General features: G+C 63.5%; 14 protein-coding genes. 5 read left to right on the forward strand and 9 right to left on the reverse strand.

Annotation, left to right across the window (positions count from 1 at the left end; genetic code table 11):
* Positions 1-9 precede the first annotated feature (9 nt).
* From FBR05_03940 to FBR05_03975, 8 genes are all read right to left on the reverse strand, one after another.
* Complete coding sequence (locus FBR05_03940) at positions 10-462, reverse strand: hypothetical protein (protein MDL1871337.1); 453 nt, start codon at positions 460-462, stop codon at positions 10-12.
* A gap of 300 nt (positions 463-762) precedes the next feature.
* On the reverse strand, positions 763-2,253 hold the full coding sequence (locus FBR05_03945) for a hypothetical protein (GenBank protein MDL1871338.1): 1,491 nt from the start codon (positions 2,251-2,253) through the stop codon (positions 763-765).
* The gene (locus FBR05_03950) at positions 2,254-3,351 is read right to left on the reverse strand and encodes a hypothetical protein (GenBank protein ID MDL1871339.1); all 1,098 of its coding nucleotides are present in this window, start codon (positions 3,349-3,351) and stop codon (positions 2,254-2,256) included.
* Positions 3,351-5,006, reverse strand: a complete 1,656-nt coding sequence (locus FBR05_03955; GenBank protein ID MDL1871340.1) for a hypothetical protein — start codon at positions 5,004-5,006, stop codon at positions 3,351-3,353. The genes FBR05_03950 and FBR05_03955 overlap by 1 nt, the downstream gene beginning before the upstream one ends.
* A 141-nt stretch (positions 5,007-5,147) precedes the next feature.
* Positions 5,148-6,422 carry a hypothetical protein gene (locus FBR05_03960; protein ID MDL1871341.1) on the reverse strand — a complete coding sequence of 425 codons (1,275 nt, stop codon included), beginning with the start codon at positions 6,420-6,422 and terminating at the stop codon, positions 5,148-5,150.
* A gap of 20 nt (positions 6,423-6,442) precedes the next feature.
* Positions 6,443-6,904, reverse strand: a complete 462-nt coding sequence (locus FBR05_03965) for a hypothetical protein (protein ID MDL1871342.1) — start codon at positions 6,902-6,904, stop codon at positions 6,443-6,445.
* Between the two features lie 238 nt (positions 6,905-7,142).
* On the reverse strand, positions 7,143-8,708 hold the full coding sequence (locus tag FBR05_03970; GenBank protein MDL1871343.1) for a hypothetical protein: 1,566 nt from the start codon (positions 8,706-8,708) through the stop codon (positions 7,143-7,145).
* Between the two features lie 9 nt (positions 8,709-8,717).
* Positions 8,718-10,460 (reverse strand): hypothetical protein, encoded by a 1,743-nt coding sequence (locus tag FBR05_03975; GenBank protein MDL1871344.1) that lies wholly within the window; start codon positions 10,458-10,460, stop codon positions 8,718-8,720.
* Between the two features lie 536 nt (positions 10,461-10,996).
* Between FBR05_03975 and FBR05_03980 the strand changes: the two genes are divergently transcribed.
* The 4 genes from FBR05_03980 (at position 10,997) to FBR05_03995 (ending at position 14,997) form a co-directional block, all read left to right on the forward strand.
* The gene (locus tag FBR05_03980; protein MDL1871345.1) at positions 10,997-12,760 is read left to right on the forward strand and encodes a hypothetical protein; all 1,764 of its coding nucleotides are present in this window, start codon (positions 10,997-10,999) and stop codon (positions 12,758-12,760) included.
* A 57-nt stretch (positions 12,761-12,817) separates the two neighbouring features.
* Positions 12,818-13,636, forward strand: coding sequence for a class I SAM-dependent methyltransferase (locus FBR05_03985; protein MDL1871346.1), 819 nt, complete (start codon positions 12,818-12,820; stop codon positions 13,634-13,636).
* A 451-nt stretch (positions 13,637-14,087) separates the two neighbouring features.
* Positions 14,088-14,603 carry a hypothetical protein gene (locus tag FBR05_03990; GenBank protein ID MDL1871347.1) on the forward strand — a complete coding sequence of 172 codons (516 nt, stop codon included), beginning with the start codon at positions 14,088-14,090 and terminating at the stop codon, positions 14,601-14,603.
* A gap of 10 nt (positions 14,604-14,613) precedes the next feature.
* The gene (locus FBR05_03995; GenBank protein ID MDL1871348.1) at positions 14,614-14,997 is read left to right on the forward strand and encodes a hypothetical protein; all 384 of its coding nucleotides are present in this window, start codon (positions 14,614-14,616) and stop codon (positions 14,995-14,997) included.
* 148 nt (positions 14,998-15,145) lie between these two features.
* Here FBR05_03995 and FBR05_04000 read toward each other — a convergent pair whose 3' ends face one another.
* Complete coding sequence (locus tag FBR05_04000; protein ID MDL1871349.1) at positions 15,146-16,054, reverse strand: hypothetical protein; 909 nt, start codon at positions 16,052-16,054, stop codon at positions 15,146-15,148.
* A 274-nt stretch (positions 16,055-16,328) separates the two neighbouring features.
* Here FBR05_04000 and FBR05_04005 point away from each other — a divergent pair.
* Positions 16,329-18,989 (forward strand): tetratricopeptide repeat protein (locus tag FBR05_04005; GenBank protein MDL1871350.1); only part of this gene is annotated, 2,661 nt, incomplete at its 3' end.

The raw sequence follows: 18,989 nt of genomic DNA on the forward strand, positions 1-18,989 counted from the left end.
GGCCCTCATTTACGCCGCCACCTGAAGCTGAAGCTGGGCCTGAAAGTGCTCGCCGAGGCGCTTGAGCTTCACCGCCCGGCTGAAGTGCTCGCGCGAAGCCTTATCGTCGTCGCCCAGCTGGGCCTCTTGGGCGCGCTTCTCCTCGGCTTGGGCCTGCTGCAGGGCCTTCTTGCTCGCCTGGAGGAAGAGCGTCAGCTCGTACTGCTTCACCTGAACTTGGAGCTCGAGGCGGCGCAGCTCGTCTTTGTGGACCGCTTCGATCTTGGCTTGGACCTGGGGGAGCTTTTCCTGCCAGCCCTTCGCGTCGCCGGTCTCGGCGAGCTTCTCGAGGGCGCGCAGCTCGGCGTGCAGCTCCTGCAGGGGAGTCAGGGCGCCCGCCTTCGGCTGGGCGGAGAGCAGGGTCATGAAGGGGTTCAGACCGGGCTTGCGAAACTCGACTTGGAATTTGGGATTTTCCGACATGTGTAGCTCCTTCCTCAAGGAGATACCAATACAAACGGCATGCCAGAGGTCGAGTCGACGGCATTTGCCGTATAACCTATTAATTTATTTATATTTTATTTAAGAGGGAGCCCAGAACCCGGACCCGAACGCTGTCCATATCGGATAATATTAAACAATTTTTACGGGAATCAGTTTTTTAAATAAATATTTAATATTATTAAGTTTTTTAAATTTTGTGAAATATCATCTACATCCCGACAGATTGGTCTCCGGATCTCAAAAGGCTCGTTTTTTAAGGTCGTGTCGACGCTACCGCCTTTACCTAAAAACTCTCCCGCCTTCTTCACGCAGTTCTTCCAGTTTCCTTTGCAAGCGCCGCATCGGCTCGTGGAAATGCGGGCCGGCTCGCAGCAGGCAGAGCACCGCCTGTTCCAAAAGTTGGATCGGGTCCTGCGGCCGAAGCCGCGGCAAGGGCATGGACCGTCGCGAATAAACCCGCGCCACGGTCGCAAAGCGCGCCGCTTGCTCGAAGGCGTCGGCCGCCGCGGCGTAACGCTGCACGACCAAGTTGGCCTCCGCCGTTCGGAGATAAAGCTTGTAGGCATTGTAAGACGCCAGCTCCTGCCGGATCGATTGTTCGAACAGGGAAAAGAAGACGTCCGCCGCTTGGGCGTAGGCCTCCGCCGCGGCTTCCGGACGCTGGCTCCATTCGAAATGGAGAGCTTTGGCGAAGGCCAATTCGCCCAAGACCCGCAGCACCCCGGCCTCCTTTCGGGTGATAGGTACCCGAGGGTCCGCTGGGGAGTATGCCGGCCGCATGCCCGACGCCTTTTTCCACAACTGCCGAAGCTCGCCCTGCGCGGCCTCGAACTCCCGCTCCGCAGCTTCCAAATGACCTTGCCCCGAAAGCCGCTCCGCGATGCGAATCTGCGCCGCGGCCTTGGAGAGGCCGAAGCTCAAGGCCAGACGCATCGTCTCGCCAAAGCTGCGTTCGGGGAGATGGGGCGCTGCGCCTCGGCCGCGCCGCTCGAAAACGGGGCCGTCTCCGTAGAAGAACGACTCAAAAAGGAAAAACTGCAAGGAGGGCGGCCGGATCTCCGTCACGCGCACGGTGTCGAGTTCCGGGCCTCTTTGCACCCGATAGACCAAGGCCTGGATCCCTTCGGGGCGACGGTAGGCTTCGCGGATCGCCTCAGGTGCGGGCGGAAGACCCAAGGCGAAGATGTCCCCGCTATTTAAATTTTCGGAGGCGCCGGGCGACAAGGTCCGCCAGCGCCCACGAGACCAAAGGTTCACGGAAACGCCGCCGACAAGCGCCTTGAGTTGTAGATGCTCCCCGCTGCGGAACAATTCCGCCTGCTGAACCCCGAGCTCGACGGGGGCTGAGCTCTCTCGCAGGTGCAGCACGTCGCCGCGCCAACCGCCCGGGCCCAAGGCCCTGCGCCCCTGGCCCAGCAGAAAGCCGAGTCCCATCAAAAGCGGCGCGCCATGCGGCCCCCCGGTCCAAGCCTCGAAGACGCGGCGTAGCAAGTCTACGGCGGAATGAAAGCCGTTCCGAATCCCCGCCGGCTCCTGCCGGATGCCGTTGGAAAAACGATGCATGGAAATTTTTGACGCGGGATCCGAGGATTGGATCTCCCCAAAGCGTCGGCGCATCGCCTCCGCCTCGCGCCATTCCGCCGGCGCGCCGGACGGGGCTTTCGAGGCGACGCCGAGCGCGGGCGCCGCGGGGCCGCCCTCGCCGCGAGGCCTTTCCCGCTCCCAGGATTTTTCCGCCACGGGGGCGCGGCCTCGCAGGATGCCTCCCATTCAGCCCTCCTCGCGGTGGATCTTGACCATGACCCGGGCGAAGTCCTCGTAGCGGGGCGAACGGGCCCGGGCGTAGGCGCGTGCGGCCCGCCGCCAATATTCGATTCGGGATGGAAGCGTCGGTGATAGGTCGGCGCGCCCCGCCGCCGCGGCCTCCGTCGGGATTGCAAAATCCCCCGCCGCCTCGAAATGCGTCCCGGCCCGCGCGAGCTCGCCCTGCGAAGACCAATGCTCGGCCTCGGCCAGGTGAAGGGCTTGGAGGCGGCTCGCGGCAGTCTCAAGCCGGCCTTGGTCCCGCGCGCTCCGGCCGCCGAGCGGCGACAAGTACTTGAAGGCCATCTCGTAGTTTTCGATCGCCAAACTGCGATGGTCCGCGCGGCGATCCCAAAACGCGGCCAGCGAGAGATAAGCGGAGCCCAAGGCGCGATGGACCTCGCCCGCCTGCCGGCGGTTGTCGGGACCGCGGGGCGACAGGTCCTGAAGCATCCTTTCCGCCAGGTCGACGGCCGCCTCGTAGCGCTCGCGGGCCTCGCGAAGCAGGCCGCCCCGCTCCAGGCGCCCGCCGATCCCTTGCAGGAGCGCGATTTTTTCCAGTCCGCCGCTGGTCCAAAGACGGAGCTGGTCTCTCCAAGTGAAAGCGACGCCGTCGCCGCTTCGAATAATGGGAATATCTTGCGCGGTACCTAGGAAATCCAGCCCCGGCGCCTCTCCCCCTTTCTTTCCGGAGAAGTTTACGCCCAAAAGAATCCCCGCCTCGGGCAGCCCGAAAAATTCTCCACGGAGCAGGTGAGCCGCGAGCAGGAAAATGCCCGTCAGCCCCCACAGCAGGGGCGGATCCGACCGGCTGACGGGGCTTTCCGAAAAAATGTTTCTCGGGGGCCGCGGCGCAGGACTCAATAGCGGCGCCTCCCCGGAGCGGCGACGCCGAGATTCCGAGGCGACCCAAGAGTCTAAGTGGACTTTCCCTTGGTTGGTCGCGCGCCCCGCCTCGGGAACGAAGGGACGAAACCGATGGGGCGACGCAAAATCCTGGACCGGCCTCGCCGGCGCCGGAGCGACGGCCCCTCGTTGGGAGGCGCGTGGGGTTCCGGGGGGCATTATGGGCCCCTCCCCACGGTCGCCGGAGCTTCGTCGGAAATCAGGTAGGGCTCGAGGAAGCGCCGGTCGTTTTGCAAATCACCGGCGCGAAAACGCCGGTGCAGGGCCCGCCACCAATCGGCGAAGTTCGCCCCCTGCTCCTCCGCGACCCGGCCGAGGATCTCCCTTTGCTCGGCCACCCGGAACTGCAGGCCGAACAGGACCTCGAAGGCGCGCGGCAGCACTTGGATCGCCGCGACCGCCCAACGGCCGTCGGCGGGGGGCTTCTCGAGGGAATGGTCGAGGATTTTCTCGGCGATCTCCAGGCTGAGCTCCGCGAGGGTGTTCCCGCGGAAGCCGTAGCTCTCGATCATGGCGGGGAGCAGGTCTCGGACGGCCTTCACCCACAGGTCGCTTCCGCCGGGAAGCCGGTCGAAGACTCGATCCAGGAAGGCCAGGGTCGCCTCCGTCCGATCGATGAAATCCAGCAGCTCGCGGAAACGAGGCCCGCCGCCGGGCAGTCCCCGCCACGTCTCCAAGAGTCGCGGGAGCCTTGTCAGGCCCGCGGCCATTGGTTTTTCCCATCGGCTCATGCGGCGCAAGAGGCCGGTGAGATCCGAGGGCGAGACACCCGCCTTCGAAGCCGCAACCAAAATCGCGGGCAGCTGCGCCAGGGAGCTAAGGCCGAGATGCTTCACGATCGCCGGGTCAAATAGCAGGCCTTTTACTTCTGCAAACGACCAACCCAATTCGCGGGTCGCCTGCACCACGCCGGACGTCTCGGCCAGGCGCAATTCCGCTTGGACGGGATCCGCGGCGACCATGGCATTGAGCAGCTCTTTTTGCTGCGGAAGGCTCCATTCCGCCTTTCGCATCGCCTCCACCAAGTCTCGAAAGCGCCAGGCCGTCCACTCCGGCGACTGCCCCAAGAGGGCGGCGAGGTAAGGCTCGACGGCGGGGAGCTTTTCCAGCTCGGCGGGATCCCGGGGGACGAATTCGATCATCCGCCATTGGGTCGGACCGAAGGGCTTCGCGCGGTGCTGCTCGACGCGCAGGACGGTGTAGGCCTGCGGGTCCAAGCTGTTGGCCTCGAGCTCGTTCGGATTTTTTCCGAACAGGACCCAGGATCCGTCTTTTAATAGCTTCGGCGCATGGGCGCCGACGGGAACCCAGGTCGCCCCCTCCATGACCCACACCAAGGCCTCCCGACTCAGGTTTTTGAGAAGCAGCCCCTCCCCTTGCGGCTCGATCGTCGCCTGCTCGGGACGGATAACGGCGTTGCGAAAGAGATTTCTGAAATCCGGGCCGCGCATCTCCAGATCCTGAACCCGCTCGGGATGGTGCAGAAAGCCGTCCCGGTTCGAAACCCAGGCCTTGGGCGGACCCGACTTGGAGCCGTCCAGCTCGCGGTAATTGCGGACGGTCGAGCCCCTGGAACCGAAGGTGAATTTCTGCCCCGGCGACCGGAAATCCAGCAGGTGCGCTGGTCCCCCGAACAGTCCGTTCGCGGAAACGATTTGTCGGAAGGGCATCGCGACATTCTCAAGGGCGGAGCCGGATCCGCCTCGGATGCGCCCGTAGTCGATGAAAAATTCCGCGGCACCGGCACCCGCCTTCGATTCTCCGAAGCGCCTCTGAAAATCGGCTTGGGCCTTCGCCTCTGGAATCGCGGGCATAGCCGCGCCGCGCTCGACGAGCGGCGAGGGCCTCGCCGACCCCGATCGTTCCAAGCCTTCCGGTTTGTTGGATTCAGTTTCGCCCCTTCCGCCGCGCGGAGGGACTCGCCCCGGTCCCGGCATAGACATCTCCTCTTGATGTTAAGGTATGGTGGATCTTCCCCAGGTGGGCTGAGTTCCAGTAAACTTGGGATCTACTTTGTGAAACCTTTCGGCAACCACGAGCTCCCTGCGGCCCTCGGCATTCAGCTGGAGCGAAATATCGACCATGACCAAGACTTCTGGAAGGAATTCGACCCGCATGGTGGTGCGCATGGAGTCATTATGAAATAGGGGTATTTCCGGATGACGAGCTTTTCGGAGCTCGTCTCCACGCCAAACGGTCCAATTGGCCTTGGGCATGGGACGGAAGCTCCAAGAATTGGAATGTCCGTCCCAAAGAATTTCCGCGTTGTAAGCGGGTAGAGAAAGGCCCGGCTTCTCGAACGACCACGACGACGGGGATATTTTTAATGTTCTCTCGAAGAAAGTCGCCGCCGCATTTCTACCCGCGGTCGGGTCCACCGGCGCTTGGTCTAATTTCTTTAGGAATCCAAGTTGTTCCCCTGTGCTGAAACCGCGCAGCGCCAGCTCGTCCATTCGAGCCCTTTGAACTTGGACCGCATCCATATGCCGCGCGAAATTGGTGGTATCTCGCCCTTGGGGTCCGGAAGCGCTCGGGTTCTTTCCCGTCGTATCCTTTCCTGAAAAACCCTCTGGATTCCGCTTCGGCACGAGGAAATCTGTTGGAAAAAAAGCCGGTGAAATACGAAAAATATCATAATCCAAATGTGAGTCGTGATTTGACTTCAGCCGAAATCCGGAATCTTTGTCTCTAATCCCGAGCCAATTCAAAATGGAGGATGGCGAAAGTCCCAAATTCAATGCGCGGGACAGGCTCGTGAACCAAAATTGTCTTGAATGGAAGCCTAGAAACGAATCAACGGCCCCAGGTTTTATCGGAAAGGCCAACGGAAGAAATAAAATCATCGCCCCCGAGCTTTGCACCGCGTTCCAGAGGCCCTCAAAAGTCCACCCGGATTCTTCCTTAGGTTTCACGCTCGCAAATTCCGCGGGGGAGACCTCCCGGAAACCTGGAAAGAACAAAAATCCCTTCTTTCCGGGGAAAAGCCCGGGCCCTTTCCGTTCGTGAAATACTTCGAAGGCACGATGGAACTCAGACTCCACAACCTCCCGATGCCCCGCGTCGAAACGCCGCTTCGCGGCCTCCGCCTCTGCGAACTCTGGAAGCCGGCGCTCGGCGCCGAGCTCTCCCGGAAGCGAGGACAGGCCGACCCGAGGCCGCGCCTCAGGCCCGGTATCCCGGACACCCACGATTTCCCGTGCACCCCTGCCGCCACGAACACCGCCCGCCATAAAGACTCCCTTTCGATGAATTAGAACCGCTCGCCCAAGTGACTCTTCAGGCGCTGTTGGAAGTGCTCGCCCAGGCGCTTGAACTTCTGCGCCTTGTTCCACAGCTCGCGGGAGGCGGGCGTGTTGTCGACGAGCTCCGCCTCCTTCGCCTGGGTCTCGGCGGCCTGGGCCTGCTGCAGGGCCTGCTTGCTCGCCTTCAAGTAAAGGGTGAGCTCGTACTTCTTGATTTGAACCTGGATCTCGAGGCGCTTGATCGGGTCCTCGTGGACCGTCTCGGCCAGCTCGAGGACCTGCGGGACCTTCTCCTGCCAGGCCTTCAGGTTGCCGGCCTCGGCGAGCTTTTCCAGCTCGCGGATCTCGGTGAAGAGCTTCTGGACGGGGGTCGCCTCTTTGGCCTGGGCCCGCGCGCCGGCCAGGGCGACGAAAAAGGGGTTCATACCGGGCTTTTGGAATTCAGGTTTCATCGACAGGCTACCTCGCATCGCTCATCCTCCTGTCGATATATATTCCAAAATTGGTGCCAACAGGCCCAACGGGCTATTATTTCAACTACATGTTATTATTGTATTATTTATTATATGTTCGGATCGGATATTTTTGAAAAACAGTTCAAATAGATAATTTAGACGCTAAATTATATTTTTTCATTTAAAATCAATAAGTTAATAGACATGATCAATATTGATTTAAAATAGACATATAAAACAATATATCACCGGACTACCGAAACGGCCCCCTCTCGGAAGCACCCTCCTGCAGCTCCTGGATCTTACGCGTCACCCGCAGCAGATCCTCGGCATATTCCGGGCCGGCCGAGAAGTAATACCCGGCGGCCTTCAATAAGTATTCGCCCTGGCTCAAGGGCGGCTGGTAAAGCGCGGACGGCTCGTCCTCCGGACCCAGCAATTTCACGAAGCGAACGAATTCCGCCGCCGCCTCGTAATGACGGGCCGCGTCTCCCGGACGTCCGTCGTTGGCGTCCCGCCCGGCGACCCAGGCGTGCATGTCGTGCAGCTTCTCGCCGATCTCCCCCCTCAGCTCCGCGGAGCTGGCGGAATTTTCCGACCACCGAGATATCGTCTCGAAGGCGCGCCGGAGGTGCCGGTCGGCCAAGAAAAAATCCCCGTGGTAGTTCCAAAAGCGTCCCGCCGCCAGGCAGGCCCTGGCCAGCGCCTGGTCGGCCCGCTCCTTGTCGGCGCGGCGTTCCGCGCGATCGGGGACCTTGGCCGTGACTCCCGCCGCCGTGTCGACGGCGTCTTGCAGGTATCGCCGTTGCATGTCGGCGGGCATGGCCAGGCCGTGCTTTTCCAAAAGCCCCAACAACAGGGTCACCCGCGCCTCCCCGCGCGCGCGCCAGATGTCCCAGCGCTCGCCCCAGCTCAGCTGGAAGGCGTGGCGATAGCGAGGATGTCCTTTATGGTAGCTCTGCTTTTCGGGGGGCCGCGCAAAAACCGGGTGGCGGGTGGAGAAGTAGGGATAGCCGGGACTCCATCCGGCCAAGCCGCTGTGCCAGGCGCGCAGGCGAAAGCTGCCCTTCCCGTCGCCGAAATCGACGTGCAGGACCCCCGGCTGCCGGTCGCGCGCCTTTTCTTGGAACTGTGTCGGCTCGACGTCGACGCCCAGGATCAAGTAGTCTCCCGCGCGCAGCCGCTCGACTTGGCCGGCCTCCAGGCGCTTCCATTGGAACTCGTGCCAAAGCCAATTCCCCGGCTCGGAGGCCAGGCCTCGGACATAGAGCTCCTCGCCCCTGCGGAAGACCTCCGCCTGCCTCGGGGGTAGGGGCGCCCAGCGATCGAGGATCAAGTCGGGCGCATCGCCTCCGGCGGCCTTGCCGCCTAAGACGAAGGGCGCATCGCCTTCCTTCATCGGCACCTCGTAGCCGCGGTCGATCTCGAAGTAGCGTCGCGGGGCACCGGCCCCCAACAGAAATCCCGCGCCCATCAGGAGGAATCCGTGTGGCCCGCTCCGCCAGGCCTCGAAGGCCGCCCGGGCGAATTCGCCCAGCAGCGCGGCGGCCCGGCGCGGAGCGCCGAGCAAGCCTTCGCGGGTCGCGAAGGGAGAGGCGCTTGGGGCGAAGCTCCGAGCCGAGACGGCGAGCTCGAAACCGGAGCCCGCCGCGCCGAAGCGGCGTTGCCGGTCGAAGGGCTCGCGGAATTCCCGCGAGACCGCCCGAGTTTCCAGCGGAGCGGCCGGAAGCGTCGACGAAGAGCGGGGTCCGCTCCCGCCTTCGCGCCAGGTTCCTTCGAGGGTCTTGGGTCTTGCATTTCCACGCACGTTGGGGGCCATGTCTCGCTCCTAGTTTTTTCGGTTGTATTGCCGCATCTCTTCAAGCAGCTCGGGCAAGGTCTCGCGCCACGCCGCGAAAAAGCCCTCGTATTCCGGCATCATCAGATCCATGAAGGTCTTGTCGACTTCCTCGCGATAGGCCTCGATCATCGCGGTCATCAGCTCCAGGCGGGTCTCCGCGGGAATTCCGAAACCGTTCAATCCCTTGGCGAAGGCCGCGGTCACCTGGACAAAATAGCTGAAGACGGCGGGATTGCCCCAGACCTTGGAGAACTCGGAGGCGTCGACGAGATGCGCGTCGGCCTCAGCGCCGAAGATCTCCTCCATCGCCCCGCGTATCTGGTCGTCGCGCCGAGCGGCCTCCCCCAAGACGTCGATCAAGGTCCGCAGCAGGCTTCGCACCTGTGCCGGACTCAACTCGGCGTCCCGAAGGAAAGGAAGCAGGTTGTCCGGCTTGACCACGCGCGCCGACTCGCCCAAGCCGGCGAGGATGTCCAAGAGCCAGGCGGCCGCCTCGGGACGCGTCAGGCCGGATTCCGTCAATACCTTTAGGTTCTTGGGAAAGTAATGAAGCGCCACCTCGAATTCCGTCCCCGATCGCGCCAAGGCCGAGGTCCATTCCAACATCTCGGAAGGCGCAACGCCCAGCTTGCGCATCCCCTCCCAACCGGGAAAGGCCGTCTCGGCATCGAAACCACCTGGGCTCAGGGAGCCCCGCCGGGCCAGACCTTCCATCAAAAGATAGGAATCCTCCGGAGCCCAGGCGCCTTCCCGAAACAGGCGCAGCAGCTCCGCCAGCGAGTCGTAGATCGGAAAACGCCGGAAGCCGGTGAGTCGAAAGACCTGAAGCCAAGCCTCGCTTAGGAGTTCCCGCTTGGCGAATTGCGCCTTTTGCTCGGGGCTCCAGCCCGTCGCCTCGATCTCACGATGGAGGCCCTCGGTCATTTCGCGGGCCTCGGCCTCCGGAAGGCCGGCGCGACGGACCAGCGCCTCGACTTGAAATTCCTGCCACCGCTCCTCCGCATGGGCGAGTTCTCGCAGGACCCAGTGCCCCGCCTCCGCCGGGCCCTCGACGCGATAGGCCCGCATGCGCCCGACGTCGAAGCCCCGTCGATGCGCGGCCTCGGGCCTCCCACCGACGAAGAACAGGGTGCCCGCCTCCAAAAGAACTTCCTCGGCGAGGTCCAGACGACGGAAACCATCGCCCCGCTGGATCCAGATCTCGGCGGATTCCCCAGCGGGGCGCAGCCGCGGACGACCCTCATGCAGCTCCAACACCGCGCCCGACTCCGGCACATACCTGGCGTCGAGCCGCAGCGGACCGCCCTCCCCCAACTCCCAGGCGCGGTCGAGGGGATGCTCGACCGAAAAGGCGTCCCTCTCCATGAGGAGGAAGTGCAGGCCCATCAGCAGGGGCGCGGGCCTGCCTCGAGCCCAGGCGCGGAACAGCTCTCGAGGCACGGAGGCCAAAGTTTCCAAGCCGGCCCGCAACCCTTCCCCGCAGGCGAGCAGGACCGTCCCCGCGGGACCCTTCCCTATTCCGCGAAAGAAATCGGCGAAGTTTCTCGAGGCCTTCTCCCAAAGACCTCGCCGGAAGGAGCCCCCGGTTCCAATCCCGCTGCGGAAGGTCGGCGCGTCCCCCGGCAGGTCGCGGCCGAAACGCCGGGCCTTGGTTTCGGCCTCGCGGAATTCCGGAAGCGCTGAGTCGGCGCCCGCCGACGCGGCGCTACGAAACCGGCCTTCCGCCGACACTCGGCCGCGGCGAGATCTGTCTTCTCCAATAGGTTCGAAAATTTTAGGGCGTGACGATCCTCGGGTCGGTCCGGGCATAGGGAGTCCTTGGCAATTAGGATCCCCCCGCCGGGAAAAATACAATTCTCGTGCCATTTGCCGCGAAGCACCTCGGCCGCTCGTAAAAACGCATCCTCTCGTTAAAACTCCGCAGCCCAGACCTCATTCGCGCCACGCTGAAACCGTCCATTTCGACAAGGCGCTTCGTCGACCGAACGCCATCGACACCCCTCCGGGATCTCGCCGAATTACCGGCCTTTCGCCCGAGGTGAGCCAATTTTAGACTGATTAGGCGAAGGAACCGCCGGGAAATTTCCCAACCTTCCGCAGAGCGCACTTGCACTTCGGCGAAACTTCGGCGAGGGTGCCACGATAATAGTACGGACCTCACGGGGCTCAGATTAGGACGAGGTCAGGTTAATCTCGAAAACGCACGCTCTCGATTTGCCGACGGCGACGCCGGCAGCGCGGGACGGAATTTGTTTTGGGGGCTCCTGATGTCCAATCTGACCGTCACCTACGAGGGCTTGACCGCCCCGCCCGAGGCCTGCAGCAGCGCGCCGCCCGAGGCGCCCGCGCCCGATCCCAAATCCAAGCAAGCCCCCAAGGCCCCGCCCGACGAATGCAGCATCGTCCTGCCGCTGGCGCTGGAGGGCGATAAGCCCGGCGCCGCCAAGTCCATCCGCTTCGACCGCAACAAGGACCAATTCGTCCTCTCCAGCAACAACACGGCGGAAAACCTGACCTGGGTCGGGAAGCAGAAAAACCTCTCGGACGTCCTCGAGATCCTGAGGGTCGTCGAGACGACGCTGCGGGTGCGCGCCGCGGCCGTCAGCGCGCCCGAGTTCGAGCTGATGCTCACGATCGCCCAATACGTGGCGACGGGAAAGGTCAATGTCGACGCCCCGGTCGGATTCCCCAAGGAGGAGAAATTCCAGCGCGAGCGCCTCGCCTCCTTTCTGCTCGAGACCTTCACGCTCGCCAAGGACGAGGCCTCGGGCAAGCTGGTCGGCGGCATCAACGTCCTAGTCACGGACAAGCGCCTCTCCGAGGAAGGCAAGAAGCGCGCGAAATGGCTCCTCGAGGTCTACGCCCTGCGCGAGAAGTACCGCGGTTTCCGCGACCTCTTCGTCGACGCGACCGAGGCGGACCAATGGCACAAGCTGAGCGACAAAAAGCGGAAAAACCATTACGACGTCCTGCTGCGCTACCTCCGACCGATGGTCGTCTCCTATTGGACGCAAAACCCCCAACCGCATTTCCGCGAGGAATTCTTCCAGGCCTTCGAGGCCTGGAGCCGCCTGCATCCCGAAGTGGAGGCCGAAAAGGCGCCCGCGGCTTTCTGCGCCAAGCTTGAGGAAGGTCTCAAGGCCCTGGCCGGAGAGCGCGGCCTGCCGGAGAGATTCGTCGAGGACTGCCGCTTCGTCCTGCGGCTCTTGGAAATGCGCGCCGACAAGGAAAAGGCGCTGCGCTTAAGTCTCCGCGAGTACGCGATCGGGACTTCGGCCCACGCCCTCCTGGGCCGCGCCATCGCCGACGAGAGCAAAGAGGCGAACATGACGCCCGCCTGGCTCAAGGACCGCGGGCGCTTTCAGGAGATTTACAAGCTGATCGACCACCACCTGAAGATCGAGCTCCCGCAGAAGGCCGGAGACCCGCCCAAGATAGGCCTTGACGTCCCGGCGCTCGAGATCTCGCTCAACGTGGCCGTAGACGGCCATTTGACAGAACGCCGCGAATACATCCTGGCCACGCTCGCCGTCCTACGCCGCCTCTTCGGCGAGAGCGGCGCGGTGCCAGCGCCGCGGGTCTTTTGGGACGGGGAATTCAAGTCCGTCCCCTGGCAGCTCAGCACCGGCGAGACCCAGGAGTTGCGCGATTTCCTCGCGAGGATGTCCAAGGAATTCCACGTCAGCCAAAAGCGCAGCGACACCTGGCTGCCGCTCGCGGAGGGAGGACTCTGCCTCGCCGGCGGGATAAGCCTGGGCGTCGGCGCGGGGCTCGGCGACAACTCGCCCGGCCTGCGCGACGGCCTGATGATCGGCGGCTCCGGCGCGATGGGCGCGGGTTGCGGCGCCCTGGCCGGCCACTACCTCTGGCCCAAGTTGAGCAAGAGCAAGGTGCGCAATCACTACATCTGGGACGGGCTCACCGGCGCCGGCGGCGCGGTGGTGGGAATCGGCCTGTATTTTCTGGTCCGTTCCATCGCGGGAAATCCGGGAAGCCCGGTAAAATACCCGGTAGACGAATACGGCCCCTGACCCGGAATTGCCGGGCGCTCCGACGCATGGTAAATTCTCCCCAATCCCGGAGGCGCCATGAATTCTCCCCTACCCGATCTCGAAACCCTCAAGACCCGCCTCAAAGATACGTGGATGGCGGGGGACTTCGGGGAAGTCGCAAAAATGATCGTCGCCCACGCCGAGGAGTTCGTCGCCAGGCGCGGACTAAGCCCCGGGGAGCGCGTCCTGGACGTGGCCTGCGGGACCGGCAATCTCTCGATTCCGGCGGCCCGGACCGGCGCCGTGGTGACCGGGGTCGATATCGCCACCAATTTGCTCGACCAAGCCCGCGCCCGGGCGCGATCCGAAGGCCTGGATATCGCCTTCCAAGAAGGGGACGCCGAGGCGCTTCCCTTCCCCGACGGTGCCTTCGACCGAATCTTCAGCATGTACGGCGCCATGTTCGCGCCGCGTCCCGAGCGGGTCGCCGCCGAGCTGCGCCGCGTCTGCAGGCCGGGCGGAGAAGTCGCGATGGCCAATTGGACCCCGGAAGGCTTCGTCGGAAAACTCTTTCGACTCGTGGCCTCCCAGGTTCCGCCGCCGCCGGGGATGCCGCCGCCGATCGCCTGGGGCGACGAAGACACCGTTCGAAAACGGCTCCAGGAGGGCTTCCGAGAACTCCGTCTCACGCGAATCCCCGTGACCTTTCATTTTCCCTTCTCTCCGGCCGAGACCGTCGAGTTTCACCGCCGCTACTTCGGCCCAATCCAACGCGCCTTCGATTCCCTGCCCGAGGGGAAAAGGGCGGGCTTGGGACAGGCGCTCGAGGCGCTCTGGGCCGAGCACAACTTGGCGAAAGACGGAACCACCCGCATCGCCGGCGAATATCTCGAGGTCGTCGCGCGAGTGGCTTAGCGATAAGATTGTTTGATTTGTAGATAAGAACGCGGATGTTTCTAAACCTAGCTTTCATATATTCATATGATAAATAACGTTTTTTTGATATGTTACATAAAGCTAGACATTTTATACACTTCCACAAATACCCCTCCTCAAAACCACACCTACAAATAAATATAATAATTTCAATATATTATTAATATTTTTCCAAAGCCTGGGCACTTGGCACTGTCTTTGTAATGAGAGAAAGACACGTGCCGTCCAGCGGCACAAAAATAAAATCTCTGTACCAGCCCTATTCCTCATCCTCGGGGCCGCGGCATCAGAGGGCCGCGGCCCCAATTTTTGAGGAACAGGGGCGCCAAGATCGGGGGAGCTTATGGGAAATATTTTTGACCTTTTCGATACATCGGAAACGCGATGCGTTGCGGGCCTGGGGCTTTCGGCCCTCGGCGTCGGTGCCGGCTTGCCCGTCGCGGTGGAGGCCTGCACGGAGGTCGTGGAAAAGATCGTGGACGATGTTGGGGATCGAGGTCGCGAGGCCCACGACTTCCTGCGCGATAAAATTTGCGATTCGGAGCCCGTCATGGGCTCGGGCATGTTCCCGTTGCTCTTCGGCCCCGCCTTCCCCGTCACCACCCTCACGGTGCCCTTCCAGAAAATCGCCTGCGGGGAGGACTTCCAGATTCCGGAGATCGATCCCTCGCTCTTGCTTTCTTCCGTTCTACCCTTCGCCGGCCCGGGGGCACTCCTGGCCTACGGTGTCCATCGCGCGATCGAGGAGCGGGTGGATACGAGGGAGTTGTTCCGAAATTTCGCGGAAGACTTGGTCGGCGGCGTCCTGCTGATGGGCGGCGCGAAGGCGCTGAAGCGCGTTCAGCTGCGGCAATTCAAGCAAATTCACCACTCCCTGTCTCCCGAGGTCCGCGAGCTGCTGAAACAGGCCGTCAAGACGCCCTCCGACAGCGTCAACGCGAAATAGGAGAAGCGAGATGGGGGATTACTTTCAAAAAACCTTTCGCAAGTGCCTTCTGGGTACGGTCGACGCCCTACTGAGGGGCGAGGAACTCTCGCCCACCACCCAAGAGAATTGCGCCGTCGCGGCGCGCGAGGCGAAGAAGGCGGTCGCGGAAGGCGCCAGCTCTTTCGAAGCGCCGCCTCCCAAATTACTGCTCAAGCGTCGCCCGCCCCGGGCCTATCCGAACGTCTTCTATCGAAGCGAAATGATCTTGAAAATGAATTACAACCCGCAGGAGCTGCACGAGAAGGTGGAAAAATTTTTGGAGTCCCTTTCTCCCAAACAGCGGGATGAATTGATGAAACAGCTCCAAAAAAGCTCCGGAGCCAAGAAGTTCCTGGAAGCGCCGAAAGATTAGATCGACTCGGGGGCACTCCCACCTGCCGAGCGTAAGGCTTAGGTAGGAGCAAAGGGTGGCGGTTGCGAAAGCGACGCCACCTTTTCTATTTTTATCGGAAAAATTTCGGCTATAGGACTATCTTTGGCTCGGCAAGTCGATCCTGTTTTCATTCCGATTCTTCGGAAGAGCCCAACGACGCTTTCAAAACCGCCGCCCCGATGCGCTCGGCCCCGAACTTACTGAAGACCAGCATGCCGCCGGCGGCGGCGCCACCCGCAAGTCCCCGAGACATCTCCCCGCTCAACAAGGTCCAGGCACCGCCGATCCCCGTCTCGGATTCCGCTTCCCCGGAATATCCCTCGTCGCTTTCGCAGACGGGGAGACCCTTGTCCTCGTCAAAATAGGCGATATCGTCTTCCGGACAGGAAAATTCCTCCGTCGCCACGGCCACTCGCCCCAATTCCACCAAGAGATTTTGCGCGAGGCTTAAGACCAGGGGATGGCGCAGGAAGCTCCCCTGCGGCTCCGAGGGCGTGGGAAAGACGGATTCGACGCAGCGAAACCAAAAGGCGTTTCCCATCCCCTCGCCGTGCAGGGGCCTCAGCTCGTCCAGCTCGCGGATCAGGGCCCGAAAATCCCCGCGCGAAAAGCGCCCGGCCTTGTCCAAATAAATCTCCAGCCCGGCGCTCATCCCGGCGCCCGAGGCGCCACAAAAGTACCCCGGCACCAGGATCTCGACGCGGCCTTGCTCGAGCAAGGCCTTCATATCCTCGTAGAGCAGCTCGCCGTCGACGGCGATGTCTTCCAGACGCAGGGTCTGGGTCCCGGCGCGGCCCGACAGGTGGACCCGAAGGAAGATCCGGGAGGCATAGCTGCCCTCACCCCAGATCGCGGCGCGGAAGCGATCGAAGTTCCCCGCGATCTCGGCCTGCTCCGGCGTGGCGTAGACGGCGTGTTCCCGGTATTTCCGGAACTGTAGCTCTTGGTGCCGCGCGAAGGCCGCTTCGTAGTCGGGAAGGCAGATTTTTTCGCGGCAGGACGGATCGGTGTGCCGGACTTGAAATAGCTCGGACATAAAAACTCCTTAGGGCCTTGTTAGACCTCGAAACACGCGAAGGCCCATCGAAGATTTTGCAAATTCCCGGCCACTTCCCCGGAGACTCGCCCTTTAATCCCTTGAAATAACTCATTAAATAAGCGCGCGGGCCACACTTCCCCTCGGCAGCTGTCTAAAAGGTATCAATCATGGGCACGACTTAAATTTTTCCATAAATTTCAATATATTTTAGGAGACGGTCGTCTTCGTTTTTTGTTATATTTTCGCACATTAGACCGCCGCTCAGGCCGTTATGGGCTCCAAATCGACCGCCAAATCCCGCCGAACTTCCCCCGCCGCCGGCCCCTTCGCCGGACGCTATGAACTGCTGCGCCCCCTGGGCCAGGGCGGCGGAGGCACGGTCTTTCTGGCCCGCGACTTGCGGCGGGGCGGCCAAGAAGTCGCGCTGAAGATCCTCGACCGGCGCCGAAGCAAAGACCCGGCCCTGGCCGCCGCCATGCAAAACGAATTCGCCGCCCTCGCCCTGCTGCGCCACCGCAATCTGGCCCAAGTCCACGACTTCGGCGCGACCCGCGAGGAGATGTTCTTCTCCTCGGAGTACGTCCCCGGCGAGGACCTGCTCTCCGCCGCGCGCGGCGCCGATCTCAACACCGTCTTCCGCCTCGTCGTCGAACTGCTGCGCGCCCTCGACTACCTGCACCGCCGCGGCGTGCTGCACCTGGACTTGAAACCGGAGAACATCCTCGTCGCCAAGCCCGAGGGCGGCGAACGCGGCCTCAAGCTGATCGACTTCGGCCTGGCCGAATGGAAGCGCCGGGGCGTGAGCGGCCCGGGGGAATTCAGCGGCACCCCGCCCTACGCGGCGCCCGAGCTTATGCTCGAACAAGGCGCCGGCCCCGCCAGCGACATCTACGCCCTGGGGATGCTCTTCCACCGCCTCTTCGCGAAAGAGTTCCCCTTCCCGTCCCAAGATCCCCTGGCCATGATGCAGACCCAAGTCTCCGGACCGCCGCGCCGCGCGCGGGGATTGAACCCCGCGCTGCCGGAAGCCTTCTCCGAGCTGCTATTCAAGATGGTCGCCAAAGATCCCCGCGATCGCTTCGCCTCGATCCCGGAGCTGCTGGCGGCGATCAACGCCGTCCTGGACGAGAATTTCCGCCTGCGCGGCGCCGCCGCACCGGCGGCCATCCTCGAGGAATCCGACCATTTCTTTCGCCACGCGCTCCTCGACCGCCTGACCGAGGAGCTGCAATCCTCGGCGCCGAGGCGTCTCGCGATCGTGGGAGGCCCCGGTCTGGGCAAAAGCCGGTTGCTGCGGCGACTCAAGGAATTGCTGCAATTAGCGGGGCGCCATCCGCTGTACTTCGCCGACGCGGAAACCCTGAACTCCGCGGCCGCGGCCGCCGTGCCGCTTTCCGCGGGGCAGGCCGTCCTGGTCGACGGGGCCGAAGCGGGTCTTCCGCTTTCGCCGCCGGCGGCCGCGTGGCTGGATGCGGCGGCAGGCCCCGTCCTCCTCGCCGTCGAATCCCCCGAGGCCCTGCCCTCGGGCTTCCAAGCCGAGACCCTCCAGCCCTTGACCGAGGCGGAGCTCGCGGAGTTCTTGCGAAGCGAGATCCAAGACCTTCCGCTCTCCGCCGCGAGCCGCTCCCTGCGCGCCCAGTCTTCGGGACGCGCGGACCGGCTGGAAGACCTGCTCCAGGCCCTGCGCGAAGAAGGCTTGCTGCAGTGGGGCGAGGCCGGGTGGCGCTGGGCGGATGCGGAGGCCGCGATTCCGGCAGACCTGCTCCAGCGGCAGACCCGGCGCTGGGAGGAGAGGCGCTCCCAACTGCTCGAGATCCTCAAACTCTCGCCGCTCGGCCTCGGCGTCGAGACCCTCGCCGGCCTACTGGGGGTTTCGCCTTCCGTCCTGCAGCCGCGGCTTCAGGCCTGGACGGAGGCCGGCCACCTCCGGCGCCGCGAAGAGGCGGGCGAGGCGGCTTATGCTATTCCCGAGACGCAGGTGGCTTCGGCAGCGCGGGCCGACCGCGATTGGCCGGGGCTGCGCCTCGAGCTGGAGCGACATTACGCGCGCGGCGAATTCGCCCTCGGGGCTCAAATCGCCTCCCTCCTGGAGCGGGCGAACCCCGATCGCGAGGCGATCCCGCCCCTCGTCCGGATCCTGGCCGCCCGCCATTACGCGGCCGCCGGCCGAAACGAGGCCGCCCTCGCCCTGCTTCCCGCTCAAGCGCCCTCGGCGTCCGCCGAGGAGGCCGGCTTGTATTGGGAGGTCCGCGCCCGGGCCCAGCTCAGCCTTGGGAAACTCGAGGCCGCGGAGCAGGCGCTGACCGCCGCCCAAGAGGCCTACGAAAAGATCCCGGAGCCCTCGGGCCTCTCGCGCGTCCACAACCTGCGCGGCCTGGCGGAAAACCGCCTGGGCCGCCGCGAAGCCGCCGTCGCCTGTTTCCAGCGGGCCATCGAGGCCGCGCGTTCGGCCCAAGACCCTTACGCCCAAGGGCTGGCGGAGATGAATCTGGGCAACGCCCATCACGACGCGGGCCGGCTGGAAGACGCGCGCGCCCATTACGAGCGCGCCCTGCGTTCCGCCGAGGCCGCCGACCACCCGCTGCTGCGCCTGAAGCTGCTGCGCAATCGCGTCAACCTCCTCTACACCATGGGCCGCGCTGCCGACGCGGAGGCCGGCGCCTACGAGCTGCTGCGCCGGGCCCTGCGCGCGGATCTCCCCGACGAGCAGGCCGCCGCACTCAACTTCCTCTCGCTCTTCGCCGGACAGCGCGGCGACGCGGAGGCTCAGCGGCGTCACCTGGACCGGGCGATCGCCCTCCTGGAGTCGAGAGGCGTCTCGCCCCTGCTCCCGCAGCTCTATTTCAACCGCGCCTACCTGCATTGGGACGCGAAAAAATTTCCCGCGGCCCAGCTCGACGCCGAAGCGGCCTTGTTCCGGAGCTTCGCGCCA

This window comes from Deltaproteobacteria bacterium PRO3 (assembly GCA_030263375.1).
Lineage (GTDB): Bacteria > UBA10199 > UBA10199 > DSSB01 > DSSB01 > DSSB01.